Origin of the sequence: Mycobacterium sp., from assembly GCF_032159765.1 — a bacterium.
In the GTDB taxonomy this organism is placed as follows: Bacteria; Actinomycetota; Actinomycetes; order Mycobacteriales; family Mycobacteriaceae; genus Mycobacterium.
This window is the reverse complement of record NZ_JAVHWM010000066.1, coordinates 12,545-32,271: the sequence shown is the minus strand read 5'-3', so window position 1 is coordinate 32,271 and position 19,727 is coordinate 12,545. Positions and strand designations below refer to the sequence as shown.

General features: G+C 63.4%; 18 protein-coding genes. 7 read left to right on the top strand and 11 right to left on the bottom strand.

Going from position 1 to position 19,727, the window contains the following annotated elements:
• The 8 genes from QOH60_RS08060 to QOH60_RS08025 all read right to left on the bottom strand — a co-directional run.
• On the bottom strand, positions 1-883 hold an 883-nt coding region (locus tag QOH60_RS08060; protein WP_526418905.1), incomplete at its 3' end, for an AMP-binding protein.
• A gap of 8 nt (positions 884-891) precedes the next feature.
• Positions 892-2,109, bottom strand: coding sequence for a cytochrome P450 (locus tag QOH60_RS08055; RefSeq protein ID WP_526418902.1), 1,218 nt, complete (start codon positions 2,107-2,109; stop codon positions 892-894).
• Positions 2,110-2,131: 22 nt separating this feature from the next.
• Positions 2,132-3,286, bottom strand: coding sequence for a thiolase family protein (locus tag QOH60_RS08050; protein ID WP_526418900.1), 1,155 nt, complete (start codon positions 3,284-3,286; stop codon positions 2,132-2,134).
• A 261-nt stretch (positions 3,287-3,547) separates the two neighbouring features.
• A complete protein-coding gene (locus tag QOH60_RS08045; protein WP_526418898.1) occupies positions 3,548-4,312 on the bottom strand; it encodes a patatin-like phospholipase family protein in 765 nt (254 codons plus the stop codon).
• 167 nt (positions 4,313-4,479) lie between these two features.
• Positions 4,480-4,923 carry an SRPBCC family protein gene (locus tag QOH60_RS08040; protein ID WP_526418896.1) on the bottom strand — a complete coding sequence of 148 codons (444 nt, stop codon included), beginning with the start codon at positions 4,921-4,923 and terminating at the stop codon, positions 4,480-4,482.
• Positions 4,924-4,932: 9 nt separating this feature from the next.
• The gene (locus QOH60_RS08035) at positions 4,933-7,287 is read right to left on the bottom strand and encodes a glycerol-3-phosphate 1-O-acyltransferase (RefSeq protein WP_526418894.1); all 2,355 of its coding nucleotides are present in this window, start codon (positions 7,285-7,287) and stop codon (positions 4,933-4,935) included.
• Complete coding sequence (locus QOH60_RS08030; protein ID WP_526418891.1) at positions 7,284-8,783, bottom strand: HAD-IB family hydrolase/lysophospholipid acyltransferase family protein; 1,500 nt, start codon at positions 8,781-8,783, stop codon at positions 7,284-7,286. Before QOH60_RS08030 ends, QOH60_RS08035 begins: the two co-directional genes overlap by 4 nt.
• On the bottom strand, positions 8,780-10,258 hold the full coding sequence (locus tag QOH60_RS08025; protein ID WP_526418889.1) for a wax ester/triacylglycerol synthase family O-acyltransferase: 1,479 nt from the start codon (positions 10,256-10,258) through the stop codon (positions 8,780-8,782). Before QOH60_RS08025 ends, QOH60_RS08030 begins: the two co-directional genes overlap by 4 nt.
• 257 nt (positions 10,259-10,515) lie before the next feature.
• On the opposite strand from QOH60_RS08025, the gene QOH60_RS08020 reads away from it, so the two are divergent.
• A complete protein-coding gene (locus tag QOH60_RS08020) occupies positions 10,516-12,015 on the top strand; it encodes a class I adenylate-forming enzyme family protein (RefSeq protein WP_526418887.1) in 1,500 nt (499 codons plus the stop codon).
• 29 nt (positions 12,016-12,044) lie between these two features.
• Positions 12,045-12,347, top strand: a complete 303-nt coding sequence (locus tag QOH60_RS08015; RefSeq protein ID WP_526418885.1) for a hypothetical protein — start codon at positions 12,045-12,047, stop codon at positions 12,345-12,347.
• A gap of 1 nt (position 12,348) precedes the next feature.
• Here QOH60_RS08015 and QOH60_RS08010 read toward each other — a convergent pair whose 3' ends face one another.
• Entirely contained in the window at positions 12,349-13,578 is a 1,230-nt protein-coding gene (locus tag QOH60_RS08010; protein ID WP_526418883.1) for an amidohydrolase family protein, read from the bottom strand.
• Between the two features lie 150 nt (positions 13,579-13,728).
• Between QOH60_RS08010 and QOH60_RS08005 the strand changes: the two genes are divergently transcribed.
• The 4 genes from QOH60_RS08005 (at position 13,729) to QOH60_RS07990 (ending at position 17,520) form a co-directional block, all read left to right on the top strand.
• Positions 13,729-14,349: a TetR/AcrR family transcriptional regulator gene (locus QOH60_RS08005; RefSeq protein ID WP_526418881.1), complete on the top strand. Its 621-nt coding sequence runs from the start codon at positions 13,729-13,731 to the stop codon at positions 14,347-14,349.
• Positions 14,350-14,383: 34 nt separating this feature from the next.
• Positions 14,384-14,542 (top strand): hypothetical protein, encoded by a 159-nt coding sequence (locus tag QOH60_RS08000; RefSeq protein ID WP_526418879.1) that lies wholly within the window; start codon positions 14,384-14,386, stop codon positions 14,540-14,542.
• Between the two features lie 57 nt (positions 14,543-14,599).
• Complete coding sequence (locus QOH60_RS07995; protein ID WP_526418877.1) at positions 14,600-15,298, top strand: FadR/GntR family transcriptional regulator; 699 nt, start codon at positions 14,600-14,602, stop codon at positions 15,296-15,298.
• 149 nt (positions 15,299-15,447) lie between these two features.
• Positions 15,448-17,520 carry a hypothetical protein gene (locus tag QOH60_RS07990; protein ID WP_526418875.1) on the top strand — a complete coding sequence of 691 codons (2,073 nt, stop codon included), beginning with the start codon at positions 15,448-15,450 and terminating at the stop codon, positions 17,518-17,520.
• A gap of 6 nt (positions 17,521-17,526) precedes the next feature.
• Here QOH60_RS07990 and QOH60_RS07985 read toward each other — a convergent pair whose 3' ends face one another.
• Together QOH60_RS07985 and QOH60_RS07980 are read right to left on the bottom strand one after the other, a co-directional pair.
• Positions 17,527-17,952 (bottom strand): Zn-ribbon domain-containing OB-fold protein, encoded by a 426-nt coding sequence (locus tag QOH60_RS07985; RefSeq protein ID WP_526418873.1) that lies wholly within the window; start codon positions 17,950-17,952, stop codon positions 17,527-17,529.
• Between the two features lies 1 nt (position 17,953).
• On the bottom strand, positions 17,954-19,141 hold the full coding sequence (locus QOH60_RS07980) for a thiolase family protein (protein ID WP_526418871.1): 1,188 nt from the start codon (positions 19,139-19,141) through the stop codon (positions 17,954-17,956).
• A gap of 105 nt (positions 19,142-19,246) precedes the next feature.
• Here QOH60_RS07980 and QOH60_RS07975 point away from each other — a divergent pair, with 105 nt between their 5' ends.
• Complete coding sequence (locus tag QOH60_RS07975) at positions 19,247-19,705, top strand: MaoC family dehydratase (protein ID WP_526418869.1); 459 nt, start codon at positions 19,247-19,249, stop codon at positions 19,703-19,705.
• Positions 19,706-19,727: the final 22 nt, after the last annotated feature.

Here is a 19,727-nt window from a genome sequence, read left to right as displayed (position 1 = left end):
CTCGCAGGTGTTCCCGTACCTGTCGGTGCACCTCGGGCGGGCACGCGGCACCTCCGCCGATGAGCATCCGCAGCGAGGGCATCAGCAATTCCGTTGTCGGCGCGGCCATCTGGGCCGCCAGCAACATCTGGTAGAAAGCGGTGCTGGCGCCCGTCACCGTCACTTGGTGCTCGGCGAGCAGCCGGGGAAGGTCGTCGGCCGAGACCTTCGGGACCAGCAGCACCGGGAAGTCGCCGAGCAGCGCGGTTGCCAGATAGACCATGCCTCCGACGTGTCCGATTGGGAAGGCGATGGTGCCGACTTCCCGGGGACGGCTGCCCACCCCGAGGTGGGCGATGTATCCGCGCGAGGCGCTGAGCAACGTTGCATCGGTGTGGTGCACGCCCTTTGGCCGGCCAGTTGTGCCGGAGGTGAAGTACATCCACCGCGGTTCGGTTGGTAACGGTGGGTGCAATTCGGGACGCGCTGCGGCCGTTGAGTTCTCGAGCTGTGCGATGAGGTCTTCGGGCACCGTGACCGTCCGCATCCCGGGTGCTGCATTCCCGGCGGTCGAATCGTCGACCAGCAGGATGTCGGCACGGGCGGCCGCGACTGCCGCGCACAGCTCGCGGCGCCGATAGAGGTGGATCACCGGGGCTTGTACGACGGGCATTCGGGCCAACGCCAGCATGACCAGCGCCGCATTGACGTGTGAGGGCAGCTGCCAGGCGACGGTCATTCCCGGTCGGACCCCGACTTCCCAGAGCCATCCCGTGGCGGCCGACGTCAGACCCGCAACCTCGGCCACGCTCCACGTCGAACCCGTGATGTCGCGCAGGAGTGGACGATCCGGCCTGCCAGCGGCACTCGAGTCCAATAGTTCGGCGATGGTCCCAGCTGTCACTGGACGCATCAGCCCGTGTGTCGGCCGGGGGTGAACTTCACCGGCAACTTGTTGACGGCGTAGACCTCGCCCGCATCCGCGAATCGCTCGGGCTCACCGGCGAGTTCAAAGTGGGGCAGGCGTTCGAGGACCTTACCTATCATCACCTGGAACATCATCTTTGCGTGGTGCGAGCCCAGGCACCGGTGGATGCCGACGCCGAATGCCATCTGCTTCTTGGCATTCGGGCGCGCGAGATCCAGCTTGTCTGGGTCTTCGAACATGGCCGGGTCGCGATTGGCAGCCGCCCACATCAGAATCGCTCTGTCGCCCTTGCACAACGACTGGCCGTGGAATTCGGCATCGCGTGAGACGGTCCGGGCCAGGCCAAGAGTGGGCGTGTACAGGCGCAGCAGCTCGTCGGTGCCCTGCTTGATCAGACCTGGATCCGCGATCAGCTGTGCGCGCAATTCGGTGTCTTCGCTCAAACGCAGCAACACATTTGCAGTGAATCCCGAGGCGGTGTCCATCCCGGCCAGCATCATCAGGAACCCATACATGGTGATCTGGGTGTCATCGAGCGGCTTGCCGTCCAGCGTGCCGCGCAGAATGTCGCTGAAGAGGTCGTCGCCCAAACCTTTCGCCCGGCGCTCCTGCAGCTGTTTGGTGACCTCGCCGAACAATTCCATTCCGGCCATCCCGGCCTTCTCTTCGTGCGCTCGTTCATGGACAAGGGTGTGCACCCATTTCACCCAGTCCCGATACCGAGACTCGTCCCATTCGAGGAGCCGCAAGATCAGCCGTGCGGGGAGGGGGGTCGTCAGATCCGCGACAAGGTCGCATGCACCGCGTTCGATGAACTGATCGATGAGCTCGTCGGCGATTTCGGTAGCCAGCGGTCGAGCCCTCTCGGCGGAACCTGGCGAAAACTGCCGAAGAGTCGCCTCGCGCAACTCCTGGGTTTGCGGCGGATCGGACTCGATCGGCAGTATCGGGAAGGGCATGCCACTGGCCGGGACGCCTACTGAGGGGGCTGAATTGAAGAGTTCGTCGTCGCGGGCGGCCTCGAACACCGACGCGTAGTCGGCCAGCGCCCAAAAGCCCTCATAGTGATTCGAATGCGCTACCGGGCAACCTGATTCCTGCATCTGACGAAAGCGGCTGTACGGGTCGTCACCAAAATCGGGCGAGTGATGGTCCAGGTCCACCTCGGCACGGCGCTGGGCTTCGGCATGAGTATTGGTCATTACGCGGACTCCCTTCGGTTGGCTACTTGGACAAGATGGCGACGGCTGCGGTCCCGGGCGCCCCGTACAGCTGAGCGAGCCCGACCCGCGGATCATTGGGGACCTGACGGTCACCGGCGGTGCCGCGTAGCTGCTGCACCAGCTCGTAGACCTGTCGCAGACCCGATGCGCCGACTGGTTCACCATTGGCGAGCAGGCCGCCGTCGGTGTTGATAGGCAGCCGGCCGCCGATCTTGGTGGCGCCGTCGGCGAGAAGTGCTTCCTGCTCGCCGTCTTTACACAGGCCCGTTTCGGCCATGTGGATGATCTCGGAGCCGGAGTCGGTGTCCTGCAGTTGCGCGACGTCGATGTCATCGGGCCCGATGCCGGCCAGCTCGTAGGCGGATTGGGCCGCCTCGGTTGTGGTGCCCGGCACGATGGGCAGCTCGATCGAGGTTCGCAACAACTCGTAAGCACCTTCGCGGCGGCTGCGCAGCGCAGTCGAGCGCAGGTAGATGGGGGTGTCGGTGTACTGCTTGGCCTTGTCGGCACGGCAGACCACCACGGCGGCGGCACCCTCGTTCGGGTTGCAGTACATGTACTGGCGCAGTGGCGCATTCACCACGGGCGAGCCCAGAATCGCATCGATGCTCATCGGCTTGCGGCGCCACGCGTGCGGCGCCAGTGCGCCGTTGTCGAAGTTCTTCGCCGCGACGCCGGCCAGCGTCTTCTCGGTGATGCCGTGATCGTGCATGTACCGCATGATCTTGGTGCCGAAGTAGTGAGTGGTCAGGAACATGCCCTGGTCGCCGTACCACTGTGGCAGTCCAGAGACCGACGGGTCTGCTCCGAACGCGCCGCGTGGGTGTTTGTCCAGCCCGACGCCGACCGCGATGTCGGCCTCGCCGAGTTGCACGTCGCGGGCGGCCAGAGTGAGGAGCGAGTTGCCGGTGGCGCAGCCGCTCAACGTGGCCCGGGCCGGAATCCCGGTCATGCCTGCGAGCCCGGTCACGGCCTCCGGATTGGCCACCTCGAGGCTGCCCGCGTACAGACTGCCGACGTCCGACCAGGGCACGCCTGCATCGCGCAGAGCCCTGCTGATCGCCACCGCGCCCATCTCCAGGGCCGACCGGTCTTCGTACCGCCCGAATGGATGAAGTCCGACGCCGATGATCGCGATCTCGGGCGTGTTGCTCATTGCGTTCCTTCCGGCAGGCGTCGCTGTCGTTCCTACCTTCGGCAGGAGGTGCGGTGATGTAGATTCCGCTAAGCCTCTAACTATATAGCTGATTCTGCGCGTGTCATAGCTGCATTCCGCGGACCGGCGCCGAACTGGTCAGCGGCCACGCGCAGAAGAGGCCAACTTTGCCCCATGGCCTTATCGTTGGCCGAGAGCATTGATCGGGGCTGTGGAAACGTAATCACCCTGCAGCGCAGAATGTTTCGAGGCAAGCCGACGTTAGGCCGCCCAGCAGGTTACCGCGTTGGCCTGCCATCTTTGCCCGCACTCCTCGCCTTGTTCGCGGGCCGCTTCGTACACCTCGGAAAGGCGCACAGTCAGCATCAGGTCACCGATCCATCGGAGGTGCCGTCGAAAACGGCGATCGGGCCGGATGTAGAGCGACCGGCGCCGATGACGCAGCCCCCAGCTGGTGAGTTCGATTCTGCTCACCGCGTCGGCGGCCATGCCGACGGGGCCAGGAACGCCTGCCAGCGGAACGACTGCGATCAGGAGATCGGCCTTGGGGGCACGGTCGATCGATGCGGGCGAAAGGACGCCCCCGTCGATGTAGCGCCCCTCGTCGATTCGATGAGCCGCGGCGAAGCCAGGTAACGACGAGGACGCCGCGACGACATCGGCAATGGTGTGCTCCGAAGCCAGGAGGAGCCGGCGACGGAAGAATGGCAATACGGCGGTGACGCCGATGACACGATCGTCGTGGAGTCCGTGCCACAGTTGCCCAGCCGCGGTGATACACCTGCGGCGCTTGCCATCTGGTTCAGGGGTCTTCCATATCGGAACCATCCGGTCGAGCGATACGCCGGTCGCCGTCGCGGCGGCCACCCAGGAGCCCGCCGACGTTCCCATCAAATTGCCGCTGATGATCGGCAGCCCGATGTCCTGCAGCCCGCATGCGACACCCAACCCGTAGGCGATGCCGAATGCGGCACCGCCGCCGAAACACGTCGTTATCGGTGCGCTCCGAGTATCGCGGCTAGTCATGCGCACTCTTTTCGTCGTCATTGTCGAGTTGAGTGGGAGGGCGGACAGATACCGATTCTGAAGCAGTTGCGTCACGCTATCTCTACCACCTGGCGCCGATTGGGGTCTCGCACACCTTGGTTTTGGTTTTGAGACGCGACTGACGTGCTGTGCGGACGAGCGACGCGTCAGGTGTTTTCCTTCAATTGTGCGAGCCGGTTACGTAATCCCTCGGTGGCACTGTTGATCACGGCCTGAGCGCCTCGCTTGAAGAGCACGGGAGGAAGCACTCCTACCGGCTCGAAAACGAGATCGAAACGAACCCGCGTCCGGCCTCCTTCACGAGTCAAGTGATACTCGCCGTGCTGCGCCTTCTGGCGATTCGTTCGAGTTGCATCCCAGACCATCCAGTCACTGCCCCAGTGATATTCCACGACGTGGCGGTCCCTGATGCCGTGATTCTTGATGGTGATCTCGGCGTGGCGGGGCCGGCCGTCTTCGTAGCGATTGATCACCTCAACTCTTTCGTGGATCGCCGACCACGTAGGCAACGCCGCGACATCGGCAAGAACTGCCAAGATCGATTCCGGCTCCGAGTCGACCACCACTTCGCGGGATTCTCGAATCGCCACGATGAGCGCCTAATCCGACTTCGGAGCCGTGCCGGCGCCCAGCGCCTCGGCCTCGCGTGCCCAGAACTGTTGGTGCGCCATTCCTTCGACTGTGTCGATGTCGCGCACGATGTTGCGCAACTCCGCATGAAACGACCTCCGCCGTTCGGCCAAATCGGTTGCCGGTTCCAGCAGACGCTGATCGGCCATCACCTGCAGTGCGGTGTTGAACAAGAGCGTGGACACAGGTTCGCTTGTGCGAACCCGATTCTGGGCGACATACTGTTTGCCCAGGCCCATCGCGCGGGAGATCAGCTCTTTTGCCTCGACGTTGGTCGGAGAGTGACGCAGTACGTCGGCGATGATCTCGTAGGACTCAAAGAAGGGTCGCAGCATGGCCTGGGCTACCAACGGCCTCTTTGATATCAACAGGCCATGGATGTGCTCACCGCCAGCCGCAACCTGGGCCTCCCAATCGGGATGCTCGGCCATATCCTCAATCAAGTGGTCGCGGAATGCCGCCGAATCGGCGAAGTAGAAGTCGAACTTCAGCAGGTCACGTAGCCGCATCGCCTGGTCCCAGAATGCCCCGAGCGGGTCGGTTTCGGCATGCGCTGCGTGCGCCAGGGCCAACTGCACGATCGACGTCTCCAAGAACGCGTGGATCACCGAGTTCCGGTAGAACGCCGCGGCATGTTGATGCTCGGGGGCGATCCGCCAGACCGTCTCCCGGCCACTGTCGATGCGGGTGACGGGATGTCCGTTGGACAGCGCATCCGCTGCCGAGCGAACGCCTTCCAGCGTGCGCAGTCGTATCGCCGTCGTCGACATCGGTGCTTGCTTGCGCTCAAGATAATCGAGGGCATCCTGCAGCGTGTGATGGAGCTGGGTCGCAGTCAACGCCACCCCCCTCGTCATCAGCAATAGCGCAGATACCAATCCGGTTGCGGTGACAGGGGTTACGCGCAGAATTCGCCAGGCGACCTCAAACGCCATCTTCTGCATCGCGAGCCGCTTGGCAGCTGCGTCCTTGGCCATGTCACCGTGAGGATTTCCGAGATACTCCCGCATCGACACTGCCTCGGGGAACCGGACATAGATCTTGCCGTACTCCCGCTCTCCTTGAGCTTTGATGAACCCGTACAACCAGCTCAGGCCCTCCGCCGCTTTCTCGCCCCCTCGCGCGTACGCGGCATATTCAGCGATCTCGTGGAGCTGGTCGAAGCTGATCGACACCGGCTGGAGCAGGATGTCGTCGGTGCGGCCGTCGAGATAGGCATCGGCGACGTAGGACATCAACCCCAACTTGGGGGGCAACATCTTGCCGGTGCGCGAACGGGTCCCTTCGATGGCCCAGGTTAGATTGAAACGTTTTTCGACGAGGTAGCCCACGTACTCTCTGAGCACGTATTTGTACAGCGGGTCCCCGCCGATCGTGCGCCGGATGTAGATGACACCCGACCGCCGCATCAACGGGGCAAGCCCGGGGAATGCCATGTTGATGCCGCCGAACAGATTGGCTCGCGGCAGCCGGTTCTCCTGCATGGCCACGGTCAGCACTGCGCTGTCGAGGTTCGACCGGTGTGAGAACAGCATCACGGCCGGATGGCGGTCCAGCCGCTTTCGCATCGATTCGATCTGAGCGGGGTCGTAATCGAGGTCTGGATCGAACCCGCGGCTGTAGATCAGCCTGCTGAGCGTAGGGATCAGATCCACCGAGAAGCGACTCCAGCCCGTCGCAAGCTCGTCGAGAATCCTGCCAGCCGCCTCGACCGACGCGCCGGGAATACGTTCCAAGCCAGCGCGGAACCGGGCTGACGCCAACATCTCCGGCTTCACCAATCGCGGCGACTTGTATTCGGGTCCCAGCAACCGATATTCGACCCGTTCGATCGCGAGAGCCGCGCGCCTGGCCACAAACCGGGCGAAGTCGCGAGCACTGCCACCCACAGTCGTGTCCCTCCACTGCTGGCGCAACTCGGATACCTTTGCCGCTTCTCCCGCAACCACTTTCGCGCGGGTGGGATCCTTCCGGAGAATGCGGGGCTGGAGACGCTCCGGCGGACGGTAGGTATCCCGCCCTGATAACAGCCCGATGAGTTTCGATCGGGTGGGCAGTCCCGCCGGCACCCAAAACACCCGCACCGGCACGACGGACCTGTCGTCGTCGGCGCCGAGGTGCTCGCTCAGCGCATCAAGTGTCTCGGCCGAGGGGTTTCCACTCGGCAATCGGAGCAATTCGACAGACGTCTCGGGGCGTTCGCGGCGTTGCTTCGACAGCCAATCGTCAATGAGGTGTTGTTCGGCAACCGACGACACCGACGCCAGTACCAGCGCGTCGGCGGTGGCGGTGAAGGCCAACATCTCGTCGGTGGGGATAGTCATTCTCGGCCCTTCCGCTCGTCGTTGGCAGGCGTCCGAGCCGTGTCGCTGTTCGGCCATGCGCTCAGCGTGTCGAGGTACCGCTGCCGAACCTCGGCAATGCGATCGGGCAAGTCGTCGAGCGTCCAGTCGTCGACGGAAATCGGTTCGAGCACTGCAACATCCACGGTGCCAGGATTCATCGACGACGAGTCACGAGCCGCTATCGCTTCCGCGTTGCGGATCACGATCGGCACGATGGGGATCTTGGCCGCCATCGCGATGCGGAAGGGCCCCTTCTTGAACGGCCCGACTTCGGTGGTATCCAGCCGGGTGCCTTCCGGCGCGATGATGATCGACAAGCCCTTGCGGCCCAGTTCTTCGACCTTGTGCAACGACTCGACGGCCGCGCGGGAATCGTCGCGGTCGATGTACGCGGCGTCGACCAGCTTGCCGATACTCCACATGATCGGATTGGATCCGAGTTCTTTCTTGCCGACGCCGGTCCAATTGTCCCGCACGAGCGCCCCGGCGATGAATGCGTCAAAGTTGTTGCGATGGTTGAAGATGAACACCGCCGGACGCGCGGCCGTCAGGTTCTTCCTGCCAATGACGTTCGTACGCACGCCGTTTGCGGCCAGCATCAGGGCCGGCCAGTTGGCGGTCAAGAAATTGACGCCGCTACGTCGATTGCGCGAGAGCACGCCGACGCCTATCGCGCCTGCCGCAACCGGAAGAAGGGAACCGATGCCCGCAAGATTCCGGAGCTGCGCCATCGGTCCCCCGCCACTTCGGCTGCTGTACCGATGAACTGGCCAACCCCGTTTCGCCGCCACCGCAGCCATCTTGCCTTGCGGATTGGTGGGACGGGGATTGCCGACCAGGTACATCAATGCGACGTCTTCATCGCCATCGGCGTAAAAGTAGCTTCGCGCGAGATCCACCCCGTGCCCGGACGAAAAAGCTTGTACAGCTCGGGCTTTACCGGCGCCCCATAAGATCGGACGCACCACGTGACCGGTGAGCGATCCGTTCTCATCGGTCTCGAACCGGTTGCTCAAGATCTGATCGATACCGAGGAAGCGAGCCACTGGCTCGACCTGGATTGTCAGCGCCGATGAACTCAGCACCACGGTATGGCCGCGGTCGATATGGGCGCGCACCAGTGCGCGCATCTCGGGGAATATCCGCGACACCACTTTCTGTTTGAAGAGCCGTTCGCCAAGTTCGTCGAGATCGGTGATCGACATTCCACGCATCATCGCCGCGCCCTGCTCGATGAGCTCCTCGAACTCGACACGCCCGAGCTGATGATTCAGTGCAGCCTGCACCATCCCGATGAACTCACCGACCCCGAGCTGACGGCGCCGGATCGCGTCCTCTGTGAGCATTACGCCGGTAAAGCCCGCGACCAGGGTGCCGTCCAGATCGAAGAACGCGCCGATCTCGGGGCCAGCAGGGCTGGCGGCCACTTCGGCCACCGTCCCAGACAGTCGAGCACCACCGTCGACCGGACTCATATGTCCCCGCGATTCATTGGCGGCTTGCGATCAGAGCCGACGGCCGCCGCTGAGAAGGATGCCGGGCGAGAGCGGTTCGACCCTCCACCGAGGGCGAGCACCTCATCGAAACCGTCCTGCAGGCATCGCGCAAACAGGTCGGGTTCGGTGACCGAAGCGCGGTCGTAGCGCACGGTGACCGTGCAGAACCCGGCCCGCGACACGAGCACCACCATCATCGCGACGCCGGGCAGAGGACCAAGCCCGTACTGCCGCACAATTTTCGAGCCAGCGATGTAGGTGTCTTGGGCATATCCCAGGACGTTGCTGGCCTGTACATCGGACGGCACGATCGCCTGGGCCATGGCCTCGATCAGCGGTTGCGGCAATATGCTCAGGACCGGCGCGAGATTGCCCATGACGTCAAGTGCAGGTTCTTCTTTTCGTTCGGTCATCTGCTCGCGAATGTCCTTGATGCGCAGCAGGGGGTCCGACTCTCCCACGGGTGCCGCCAATGTGACACCGGCGAAATGGTTTCCGCCTGCCGGATCGGCTTCGGCGCGCAAGCTCACCGGCACCGCCATCGGCAGCGTTTCGACGGGCATGGCAAGCACTTCGTGGTAGCGCCGCAGGGCACCGCACAAACTCGCCAGGTACACATCATTGATAGATCCGCCGGCACCCTTGGCGGCTGCATGCATGTCCGCAAGCCGGATATCGATCGACTCAGAGCGTGTCGACAGGCTTCGCCGGCGCAACAGCGGTGAGGGCTCAGCTGCCGGAGCCATTACTCGTGCGGCCGAACGGACATAGTCGATCGCTCCGGTGAGCGCCGACACGGGTTCCCGGGCAACGTGTTCGGTGGCTCGAAGCACCCGCGTCAGCGCTATCTGTGCACCTCCGAGCACCACCCCAGGCAACCGGCGGATGCCCTCTCGCATGAGGTCGTTGCCCGAAATATCCTCAGGGATGGGCACTGCCGGGGCCGAGCGTCGCCGCGGCTCCGGTTCGAGGTCGTACATGTGCGAAAACATCTCGAGGCCACCCACACCGTCGGCCACCGCATGGCTCATGTGCGAAAGCACGGCGGCGCGGCCGTCCGCCATGCCTTCGATCAGCGTTATGGCCCACAACGGTCGCGAAATATCGAGCGGCGACTGCAAGATTACGTCGGCGAAGTCAAGCACTTCGCGAAGTGTCCCCGGTTCGGGAGCCCGAACGCGCCGTACGTGGAAGTTCAGGTCGAAGTCGGGATCGACGACCCAACGCGCCGGCGCCGTAGGGAGGGAGGGGACCACCACCTTCTGACGCATCCGCAGCACCTGCCGCGACGCGCGATCCAGGCCATTCCGGAAGTGCTCCCACTCCGGTACTGTCTCCAAGATTTCCACCGAAAGCACTCCCGACCGGGTGCGCGGGTTGGCCTCCCCTCGATGCAGCAGGAGGTCCAGCGCGCTCAGATCCGACGGCAACGCAACCCCATCGAGGTCGCTCACGGCGACGAAGCCAAGATCGTCACTTCATCCTTCCGTCAAACCAATTCGGGTAACCAGCGTCACGCGGGCCTCTGTCGCCGGGCTCCGATTATGGGTATCCGTCCTGGGCGTGTGCGCCGATAGAACCACGAAGTCAGCGCTCCCACGCGCAAATCAGCCTAGACGTTAAGATATAAATATATACCTAATTTGATCGGAAAGCGCTAGACTCTGCCCGGAACGGCAGTGGACCAGGTCGCACGTGAGGGTTGAGGGCGTTGAGCATTTCGTTATTGCTGGAGATGACGGTTTCGGACGATCGAGACAGGGTTGCCGTGATCGACGGCGTTACCCGACTGACGGCCGGAGAGCTGAGCGATCTGGTCGATGGCGGAGCGGGGGTGATCGCGGCATCAGGCGCTCAGCATGTGGTCTACGTGGGGACCGGGGGCGTGATGCTGCCGCTGTTGATCTTCGCGTCGGCGCGGGCGAACGTGGCATTCACACCCCTGAACTACAGATTGAGCGGGATCGGCTTGCGGGCCCTTATTGAGCGCCTTCCCCAGCCGCTCATCATCGCCGACGAGCAGTACCGCGATGTGGTGGACGGCGCCCCTGAGCGTGTGATGACATCCGACGAGTTCATCGCGTCCGCCCGCGCGGCGGAGCCGGTGGCCGAATTCGCCGACCCCGATGACGTTGCCGTCGTGTTGTTCACGTCCGGGACCACGTCGCGGCCGAAAGCGGTTGAGCTGTCTCATAACAATCTCACCAGTTATATCACTGGCACAGTCGACTTCGGTTCGGCCGACCGGGAGGATGCCGCTCTCGTGTGTGTGCCTCCTTATCACATCGCGGGTGTCGGGGCTGCTTTGTCGAACCTGTACGCCGGACGCAAGATCGTGTACCTGACTAAATTCGATGCGGCCGAATGGGTCCGGCTCGTTCGCGACGAGCTGGTGACCACGGCGACGGTGGTGCCCACAATGCTGGACCGGATCGTCGCAGTCTTGGAAGGCGGTCGGATCGAGTTGCCGAGGCTGCGCAACCTGGCGTACGGCGGATCGAAAGTTGGTCTGCCCCTGGTTCGGAAGGCGCTCGACTTGTTGCCCTCCGTGGGATTCGTGAACGCTTACGGACTGACGGAGACCAGCTCGACCATCGCGGTCCTGACACCCGAGGATCACCGTGCGGCGCACGGCTCGGCCGACGAAGTCGCCGCTCGGCGTCTCGCGTCCGTGGGTAAGCCGGTGCCCGGCATAGAGGTGCAAATACGCGGTGACGACGGTGCCGTATTGGGCGCCGGCGAGATGGGCGAGTTGTTCGTTCGAGGTCCTCAGGTATCGGGCAAGTACACCGGGATCGGCTCGGTTCTAGACGCCGAGGGCTGGTTCCCTACGAAAGACGTCGCGATGCTCGACGAGGACGGCTATCTGTTCATCGGCGGACGATCCGACGACACGATTATTCGCGGCGGCGAGAACATTGCGCCGTCCGAGGTGGAAGACGTGCTGGTTGAGCATCCCGACGTGCATGAGGTCGTGGTCGTCGGCCTCGACGATGCCCAGTGGGGTCAGATCATCGTCGCGGTAGTGGTCCCGGCGCCCGGCAGCGCTCCTCTTGTTGAGGACTTGCGTGAGTTTGCCCGGAGGACGCTGCGCGGTTCGCGGACCCCGGATCGCATCGTTTTTCGTGATGAGTTGCCCACTACTCCCACCGGCAAGGTGCTGCGGCGCGAGATCGTCGAAAGCTTGAAGCTCACCGCTGCCGAGCAGTAACGTTCGTGCGAAAGACCAAGGAGCACACAATGATCAAGAATGGCACTCGGTTACAGAGCCAGGTCTGCGATACACAGGTCATCGTCGTGAAGGCCGCCGATAGCCTCGACGATCTGCGGTGCGGGGGTTCACCGATGGTGCCCATAGGTGAAAGCCGGCCGGGCGACGCAGCGCCCGACCCGGCGCTTGCCGACGGTGCACTGATGGGCAAGCGTTATGTCGACGACGGCGGGGCCGAGGTGTTGGTCACCAAGGCGGGCGCCGGAACACTGTCCATCGGCGCGACCGCGCTGGCGCTCAAAGAGGCCAAGCCGCTTCCCGCCAGCGACTGAGTCAGGCGTTGGCGAACTCGGGCGGCTTCACCGCAGCCGGATCGGGGTTGGCCAGGGGCAGACCCATGAACCGACGTGCGTTGTCGCCCATGAAGTCGTAGGTGCGCCGCACATCCATGCCCTCGGCGTATTTCCAATAGCCCTTCGGCTCGGCGAGGCCTTCGGGGTGCGGCCAGTCCGAACCGAACATCACCTTGTCCCATCCGACAGTCTGCACGACATCGGCGACCGAGCCCTCCCAAAACGGGCTGACCCAGATATTGCGGCGGAACACGTCGTGTGGATGCTCGGGGAAGTTCTGCGGCATCTTGTTGTACGTCGACTGCAGATCGTCGAACAACGGCTTGATCCAAGCACTTCCGTTCTCCACGCTGGCGATCCGCAGCTTGGGGAACCGGGTCAGCGTGCCATGGCAGATCAGGCTGGTCAGCATGTCGGCAATTTCGCGGTGGCCCAACGCGGTCCACTTGAACGCTGACATCTCGAACGCGCTGGCGGTCGACGGCGGCTCCCATTTGTCGATGTATTCCTGCAGCGGGGGTTGGCTGGCGTGCAAGACGATTGGCAGTCCGGCGTTTTCGACGTCTTTCCAGAAGGGGTCGAACTCGGGCAGCGCGGGGGAGCGCCAACCCTTGTAGCCGTACACCGGGGCCGGCTTGATCAGCGCGACCTTGGCGCCCTTGTCCAGGATGTACTCCAATTCGCGACGGCCTTCGTCCACGATGCCCAGGTTGATCACCGGCGTGCTGAAGACCCGGTTGGCGTAGCTGAATTCCCAGTGCTCGAGCATCCACTGATTCAGCGCGTGGATGATCGCCGCGGTCAGCTCGGGATCCTCGGCCGACGAGTGCTCGACCAGGTTGGCCAGTGTGGGGTAGTTCAGGGTTGCGTCGACCCCCTGGCGGTTCAGCTCGGCGATCCGGTCCTCCGGGTTGCGCGCTCCCGGTGGCGTGTCGATGCCGCGGCCCGACATCTCGCGCATCGACAGACCCTCGGGGTTCTGCCCGGAGTAGAACTTCTCGTGCGCGCCCGGCGCGGCGACCCGTTCGAACGTCGGGTTGGGCATGTAGTCGGTGATTTTGTTCAGGATCGCGATCCTGGTGTGCCTGCCGATCTGCACGAACTGCACCGACTTCTTGTATTGCTCAGGAAGGTACTTCAGCAGCGCATCGGGCGTCTCGTACATGTGCTGATCAGCATCGAAGATCGGTGCGTCGGTGAATTGCGTCATCGTTCTGCCTCTCGCTGCTCTTCATCCGGCTTGGATGTCAGCTTGGCGCAACTTGACGATTGTGTCAAGTTATCGGGGCGTATGAACTAACCAGGGCGTAATGAAGTGCATCAATTGCGCTTGACATAACCGTCATATACAGTCACTTTTATGACTGTCGCCGCTGGTGCTGCCGACGTGCGACTGGATACCAGCCGCGGTGAGCGCACCCGCTTGGCGATCCTCGCTGCCAGCCGCCGTCTGTTCCTGGAACGCGGATACGCCGGTACCCCTATCAACGCGATCACCGCAGCGTGCGGTATCTCGCGGGCCGGGTTTTACACCTATTTCAAAGACAAGCGGGAGATCTTCAACGTCCTCGGAAACACCGCGTACCACGAGGCTCTCGCCGTGATTGCGGAGTGGTCAGACGCCGACAGACCCTTCGGCAAGGCCGACATCCAGACGTGGGTTGCCCACTACTTCGATTACATGGACCATCACGGTGCCTTCGTCTTGGCCTCGGCGCATTCGGCGCCCGACGACGATGCGTTCCGCAGTTCTCGCAACCGTATGGTGACCCGAGCTGCGTGGAAGCTCGGGCAGGCGATCGCGGGTGACGGCGGGCACTCGCCGGACGTCCTTGGTGTTGCGGTGATGGGGTTGTTGGACCGGGCGTGGCACACGGTGCACCGCCAGACGGTCGCTGTCGATCGCGATGAGATGGTCGCGGTGGTCACCGAGATGATCGTTTCGATGGCCACCCCTCCTGCGTCGCGAGAGGTGGGTTGATCACCGCCAGTTCGTCTTCGGGAAGGAGCACGGCATGTCAGGATTCGATACGAGTCAACCGATCACCGACGAGACGGCGTTGAAGAACGTCCATATGAGTGGGAAGACAGACAAGAGCGTGCAGTCCGCGACGGATGAGGACGGCACCGACCGCGCCGACGAGCTCGGCGACGCCACTCCTGGGCCGCGCTGAGCGGATCGCACGCTGACGCGGTTCGCCCCGCTACGGTGACTCGCGGGAGGCGTTGCGATGCTGAGCGAACGGACAACACCGAGTGCGGCGGAAACCATCGCCCAAATCTTGCGGCGCCAGATCGTGGATGAGTTCACCGACGGCGATCACATTGGCTCTGCCGAAGAGTTGACAGATCGTTTCCACGTCAGCGGACCCACGTTGCGACAGGCGATGCGCATACTTGAGGCCGAGGGCCTGGTGAAGGTGCGACGCGGCAACAGCGGAGGGTTCTTCGCCAGTACTCCGTCGATCGAGGTCGTATCTCGTTCGGCCTCAGCGCTCCTGCGGCGGCAGGGTGCCGAGTTAGCCGACCTGATCCACATGTCGCAGCTGCTCGGCCCCGAAGTGGCGAGCCGTGCGGCGAGCAATCCGGACAAGGCGGCGCGGCAGAGGCTGGCCGACTACGTCGACGAAATCTGGGCTCACGGGACGGATACGACGATCGAGAACGCAGTCACTGCAGCCGTATCGATCGCCCGACCTATGGGTGAGCTTTCGGGCAGCCCGTCGCTTGCCCTCTTCTCAGCCGTGCTGAGCGACCTTGTCGTCGACCTTCTGTCCGAAGTCGCACGGACCACTTCGCCGCAGGCGCTGAACGGGTATGCACTCAAGATTCGCTCTGGACACAAGCGCCTCGCCCGCGCGATCGCCAAGGGGGATGCCGGCAAGGCGCGAAGTATCCAGCAGCAGATGAACTTGATCGTCAGCCCCTAGGCGGTCCGCGGCCCAAAGGGGTTGTGATCGTCTTGTTCCGCCGAACCGTCCGGACTAACCTCATTCTGTTAACACAATGAGGCGCTGCGGGCTGAGAGGCGATCCGTTACCGCGAATCAACCATTGCTTGCTCAAGAACGGGGATCGGCATGAACGGCATCGACTGCTCCGGCTATCACGTCGTCGACGAATTCTTTGGTGCCCCTTACATCGACGTCGACGAGTGGCGGGATGCGCCCGTGCCGCACCGATACGTGCACGGCGGGTTTGGCGGCACGGAGACGCGGTTCGCTTTCTGCTACCCGCCGAAAGAGCTGTACGAAGGTCGGATGTACGAACCGCTCGAAGGGGCCAACGCCGGACATGAGGACGTTGCCTCACAGCCAATGGGTTCAGTGACAGGCGGGACGGAGATGGTATTCCGGTTGGGCGGCTACCTGGTCGAGTCGAACATGGGTCACATTGGCGACGTGAAAGACCCCAGGGCGCCGGATGATCCGACCATCTACGGATGGCGCGCGGCCGCAGAGTCAGCCAGGTTCTCGAAGTACGTCGCTGCCAAGGTCATGGGTGCGGAACCCGATTACTCCTATGTGTTCGGCGGAAGCGGGGGCGCGCGACGGTCGCCGCTGTGCTTGGCCTACGCGCCCGATGTCTGGGATGCGGCGATGCCCTTCATGGGAGACGACGTCGACGGTGACTACGGTGATTGGTCTCGTATCCGCGATGTAACGGCGACTTTTGCAGCCATGTTCAACGTCCAACGTGTGTTGAAGGACAAGATCTCCGTCGTTGTCGATGCGATGTGGCCCGGCGGCAGCGGAAACCCCTTCGAGACGTTGGACACCCACCAACGCGAGCAGCTCGCAACGCTGTACAAACTCGGCTATCCCCGTGGCGACGAGTTCATGATCGCTCAACCCATGGGACAGCTGTGGTTGTGGTGTTCGATGGCGGAGCGGATCTCTCGCGAAGATCCGTACTACGAACGATTCTGGACCGCACCCGGACACGTCGGCTACGACCAGCCCGAGCTCGTGGGCGCCGATCTGGTCGACATCCAAACGACTGTGAGGCGTGTGCTCAGTGGCAACGAGGTCGTCGGGGATCCGGCGTTCGCGGGGCAGGAGTTTGCGGCCTTGCGTTTACTCACAACGCTTTTCGGATCCATGCAGGGGATCATGGATGCTCCGATGGTCCTGCAGCTCGACCACCACACCAACGGCTACCTGCCGGGCTCTGGCGTGCGATTCCTCGATGGCGATGCCGTCGGGCGACAGCTCTACTGCATGAACGGGGTTGGCAACACACTACTGCTCGATGGCGAGGGGGAGGCGAGTAACCTGCGCCTGAGGGGCGTGAAGCCCGGGGACACCGTCCATTTCGACAACCGGGCTTTTCTCGCACACTGTTACTCAAGCCGGCACCACATTCTGGATTCCGCCGAATACGACCAGTTTCGGCTGAACGGAACGCCGGTGTACGAGCAGTACGAGCGGCCGTACCTGTCGCCGTTCATGGGCGTACCGCACACTGGCAGGTTCGACGGCAAGATGCTGTGGATCCAGCACACTCATGATTCGTCACTGTGGCCCACCCGGGGCCTCGGTATGCGGAACAACATCGAGCGCGAGGTCGGTTCGTCGCGATCGTGGCAGTGTTTCCGGCTCCGCTTTCTCGAAAATGCCGAACACGTACCGCCTTTCATGGCTGCGGCACCGTCGTCCCGAGCTAACAACACATGGTTGATCGACTACACGGCTCACGTCGAACAGTCCCTAGCCGATCTCACCGCCTGGGTGGAGCACGGCGCGGAGCCGGCCGGGACGGCATTTGACTTGTGCGACGGACAAATCGTGCTGCCGTCCACCGCGAGGGAGCGGGGCGGCATCCAACCAGTGGTTCAGGTGACCGCCGACGGCTCCAAACGCGCCGAAGTCTCCAGCGGCACAGCGGTTGACCTTGCGGTGCATGCCGAGGTACCGCCGGGGGCCGGAACCGTCATCGGCGTCAAGTGGGACCTCGACGGCAGCGGAACCTATCCGGTTACGCAGGACGTCGACGGGCAGGCGACCGAGGTGACTCTGGGCCTGCAATGGACGTATGACAGGCCAGGAACGTACTTTCCAACGGCACTTGTGGAATCCCACCGAGACGGCGACGTCGCTGCCACGTCGCGGCGGATCTCCAACCTTGACTCGGCCCGCGTGATCGTGAGCTGACAGCAGCTAGGCCGGGCGGAACGCGAAAGTCACCAGCGACCTGCCGTCCTCGGTCTCCATCGTCGTTGTGGTCGACACTAATCGTTGGCCGATCTGCAGCTCGTCGGCGGTGGCGCCGACGATCAACGATTCGACCAGAACGCCCTCGGCCAACTCGACGAAACCCACCACATACGGCTGGAACACCTCTGGATCTCGGCGACCCTTGTACGGTAGCGGTGGCGCGAACTCCTGCGTCGTGTAGGTGTAAAGCGTTCCCTCGGTAGACAATTCGATCGCTTCGATATCCTCTTGGATCTCAGCGTCGCCGTCGAAGAGTTCGGGCCGTTCAGCGGGGAACTTCACCACGCCGGACGAACGCCTTCGTGAGGCCAGCAGCACGGCCCGCTCGCCCTCGACCCGGAACAACCCTTCAGCGATCAGTGCGCTCATCTCACGCCACCTCGATGACCATCGCAGCACCCATGCCGCCGCCCGCACACATGGACAGCACTCCGATTCCGCCACCGCTCCTGCGCAATTCGTAGATCGCCGAGGTGACCATGCGGGCGCCCGTCGCGGCGATCGGATGGCCCAGGCTGATGCCCGAGCCGTAGACGTTGACAATCTCCTCGTCGAGGCCGAGTTCGCGGGCACACGCCACAGCCTGCGCGGCGAACGCCTCGTTAATCTCGAAGAGCGCTACATCCTCGAGCTTGCGGCCCGCGAGCTCCAGCGCCTTAGGAATGGCGGTGATGGGTCCGCTACCGGTGCGGTTCGGTGCGACTCCGACGGCACTCCACGAAAGCACCTGCGCCAGAACGTTATTTGTGGTGTCCGGGGCGGCGAGGGCCACGACCGCGGCGGCGTCATTGATCCCCGACGAGTTTCCTGCGGTCACCGAGAACCCCTCGATCTCGGGATGCAAGACCTTCAGTCCGGCCAGGGACTCCATCGAACTCCCGCGCCGCGGATGTTCGTCCTCGGAGAACGTGATCGTGGTCCCGTCGGCCTGTGGTACTTGGATCGGGATGATTTCGTCAGTGAAGGACCCGGCGTCGATCGCCTTGATCGCACGCTGATGGCTACGCAGCGCCCACTCATCCTGGTCCTGCCGCGTGATGCCGTACTGGATATTGCAGTTGTGCGCCACGGTGATGGACATGTCCATGGCAGGCGCTTCCGCGGTCGGCGGATGCGACTCAGGGAACCACTGCTGATAGTCCTCGGGGGATTTGCCGGTGGTGAAGGGCTTGCGCTTCTGCATGATCGGTCCCGTTGACAGCGACTCCATTCCGCCGGCCAGGATGGCGCGGCTCATGCCGGCGGCGATCTGGCCCGCGCCCACCGCGATGGCAGAGAGGCTCGACGCGCACTGCCGATTGACCGCAAGGCCGGGAATGTTGGTCAGGCCGAGATCCACCGCGATGTAGCGGGCGCTGTCGCCGCCGCCCTGCATGCTCTCGGCCAAGACGAGGTCGTCGAAGTCGCCCGCATCCATCCCGGAACGCCCGACGACGGCCTTCACCACGGGTTTGGCGAGTTCGATCGCGGCAACGTTAGCCAGGGTGCCCTTGCGTGCCGTGCCGATCGGTGTGCGGGCAGCGGCCACGATCGCTGCGCGGGAAGTGGTGGTGGCCATCTGTCTCCCTGAACGTCCAAGCGGGCTGGTTGCCCGACGAGCGTGGCCAGTCTATACCGTTAAATAGATAGCGGTATATCGGGTGGCCAACGACGGGAGCAGTCGATGAAGGTGTTCAAGTCCGCAGACGATGCGTTGGCGGCGATCGGCCAAGAACTCGGTGTGAGCCGCTGGGTGGACATCGACCGAAGCCGCATCGACGCGTTCGCCGACGTCACAATGGATCACCGGTGGATCCATGTCGACGTGGAGAAAGCCAAGGCCGAAAGCCCCTACGGCACAACGATTGCCCACGGCTTTCTCACGCTGTCGCTCATCCCGGGCGTGAGCAAGGACAACTATCGCGTAGAGAACGCCAAGCTGGGGATCAACGACGGTCTCAACAAAGTGCGGTTCCCGTCCGCGGTCAGGGCGGGCAGCCGGATCCGGGTTCGTTCCGAACTCGCGGACGCCGCCAAGGTTGGCGACGACACCGTGAACCTGACCGTGCGGCACACCGTGGAGATCGACGGTGTCGACAAACCCGCCGCCGCCGCCGAACTGATCGCCCGGTTCGTCTGGTGATGTCGACCCCTGGATCAGAAAG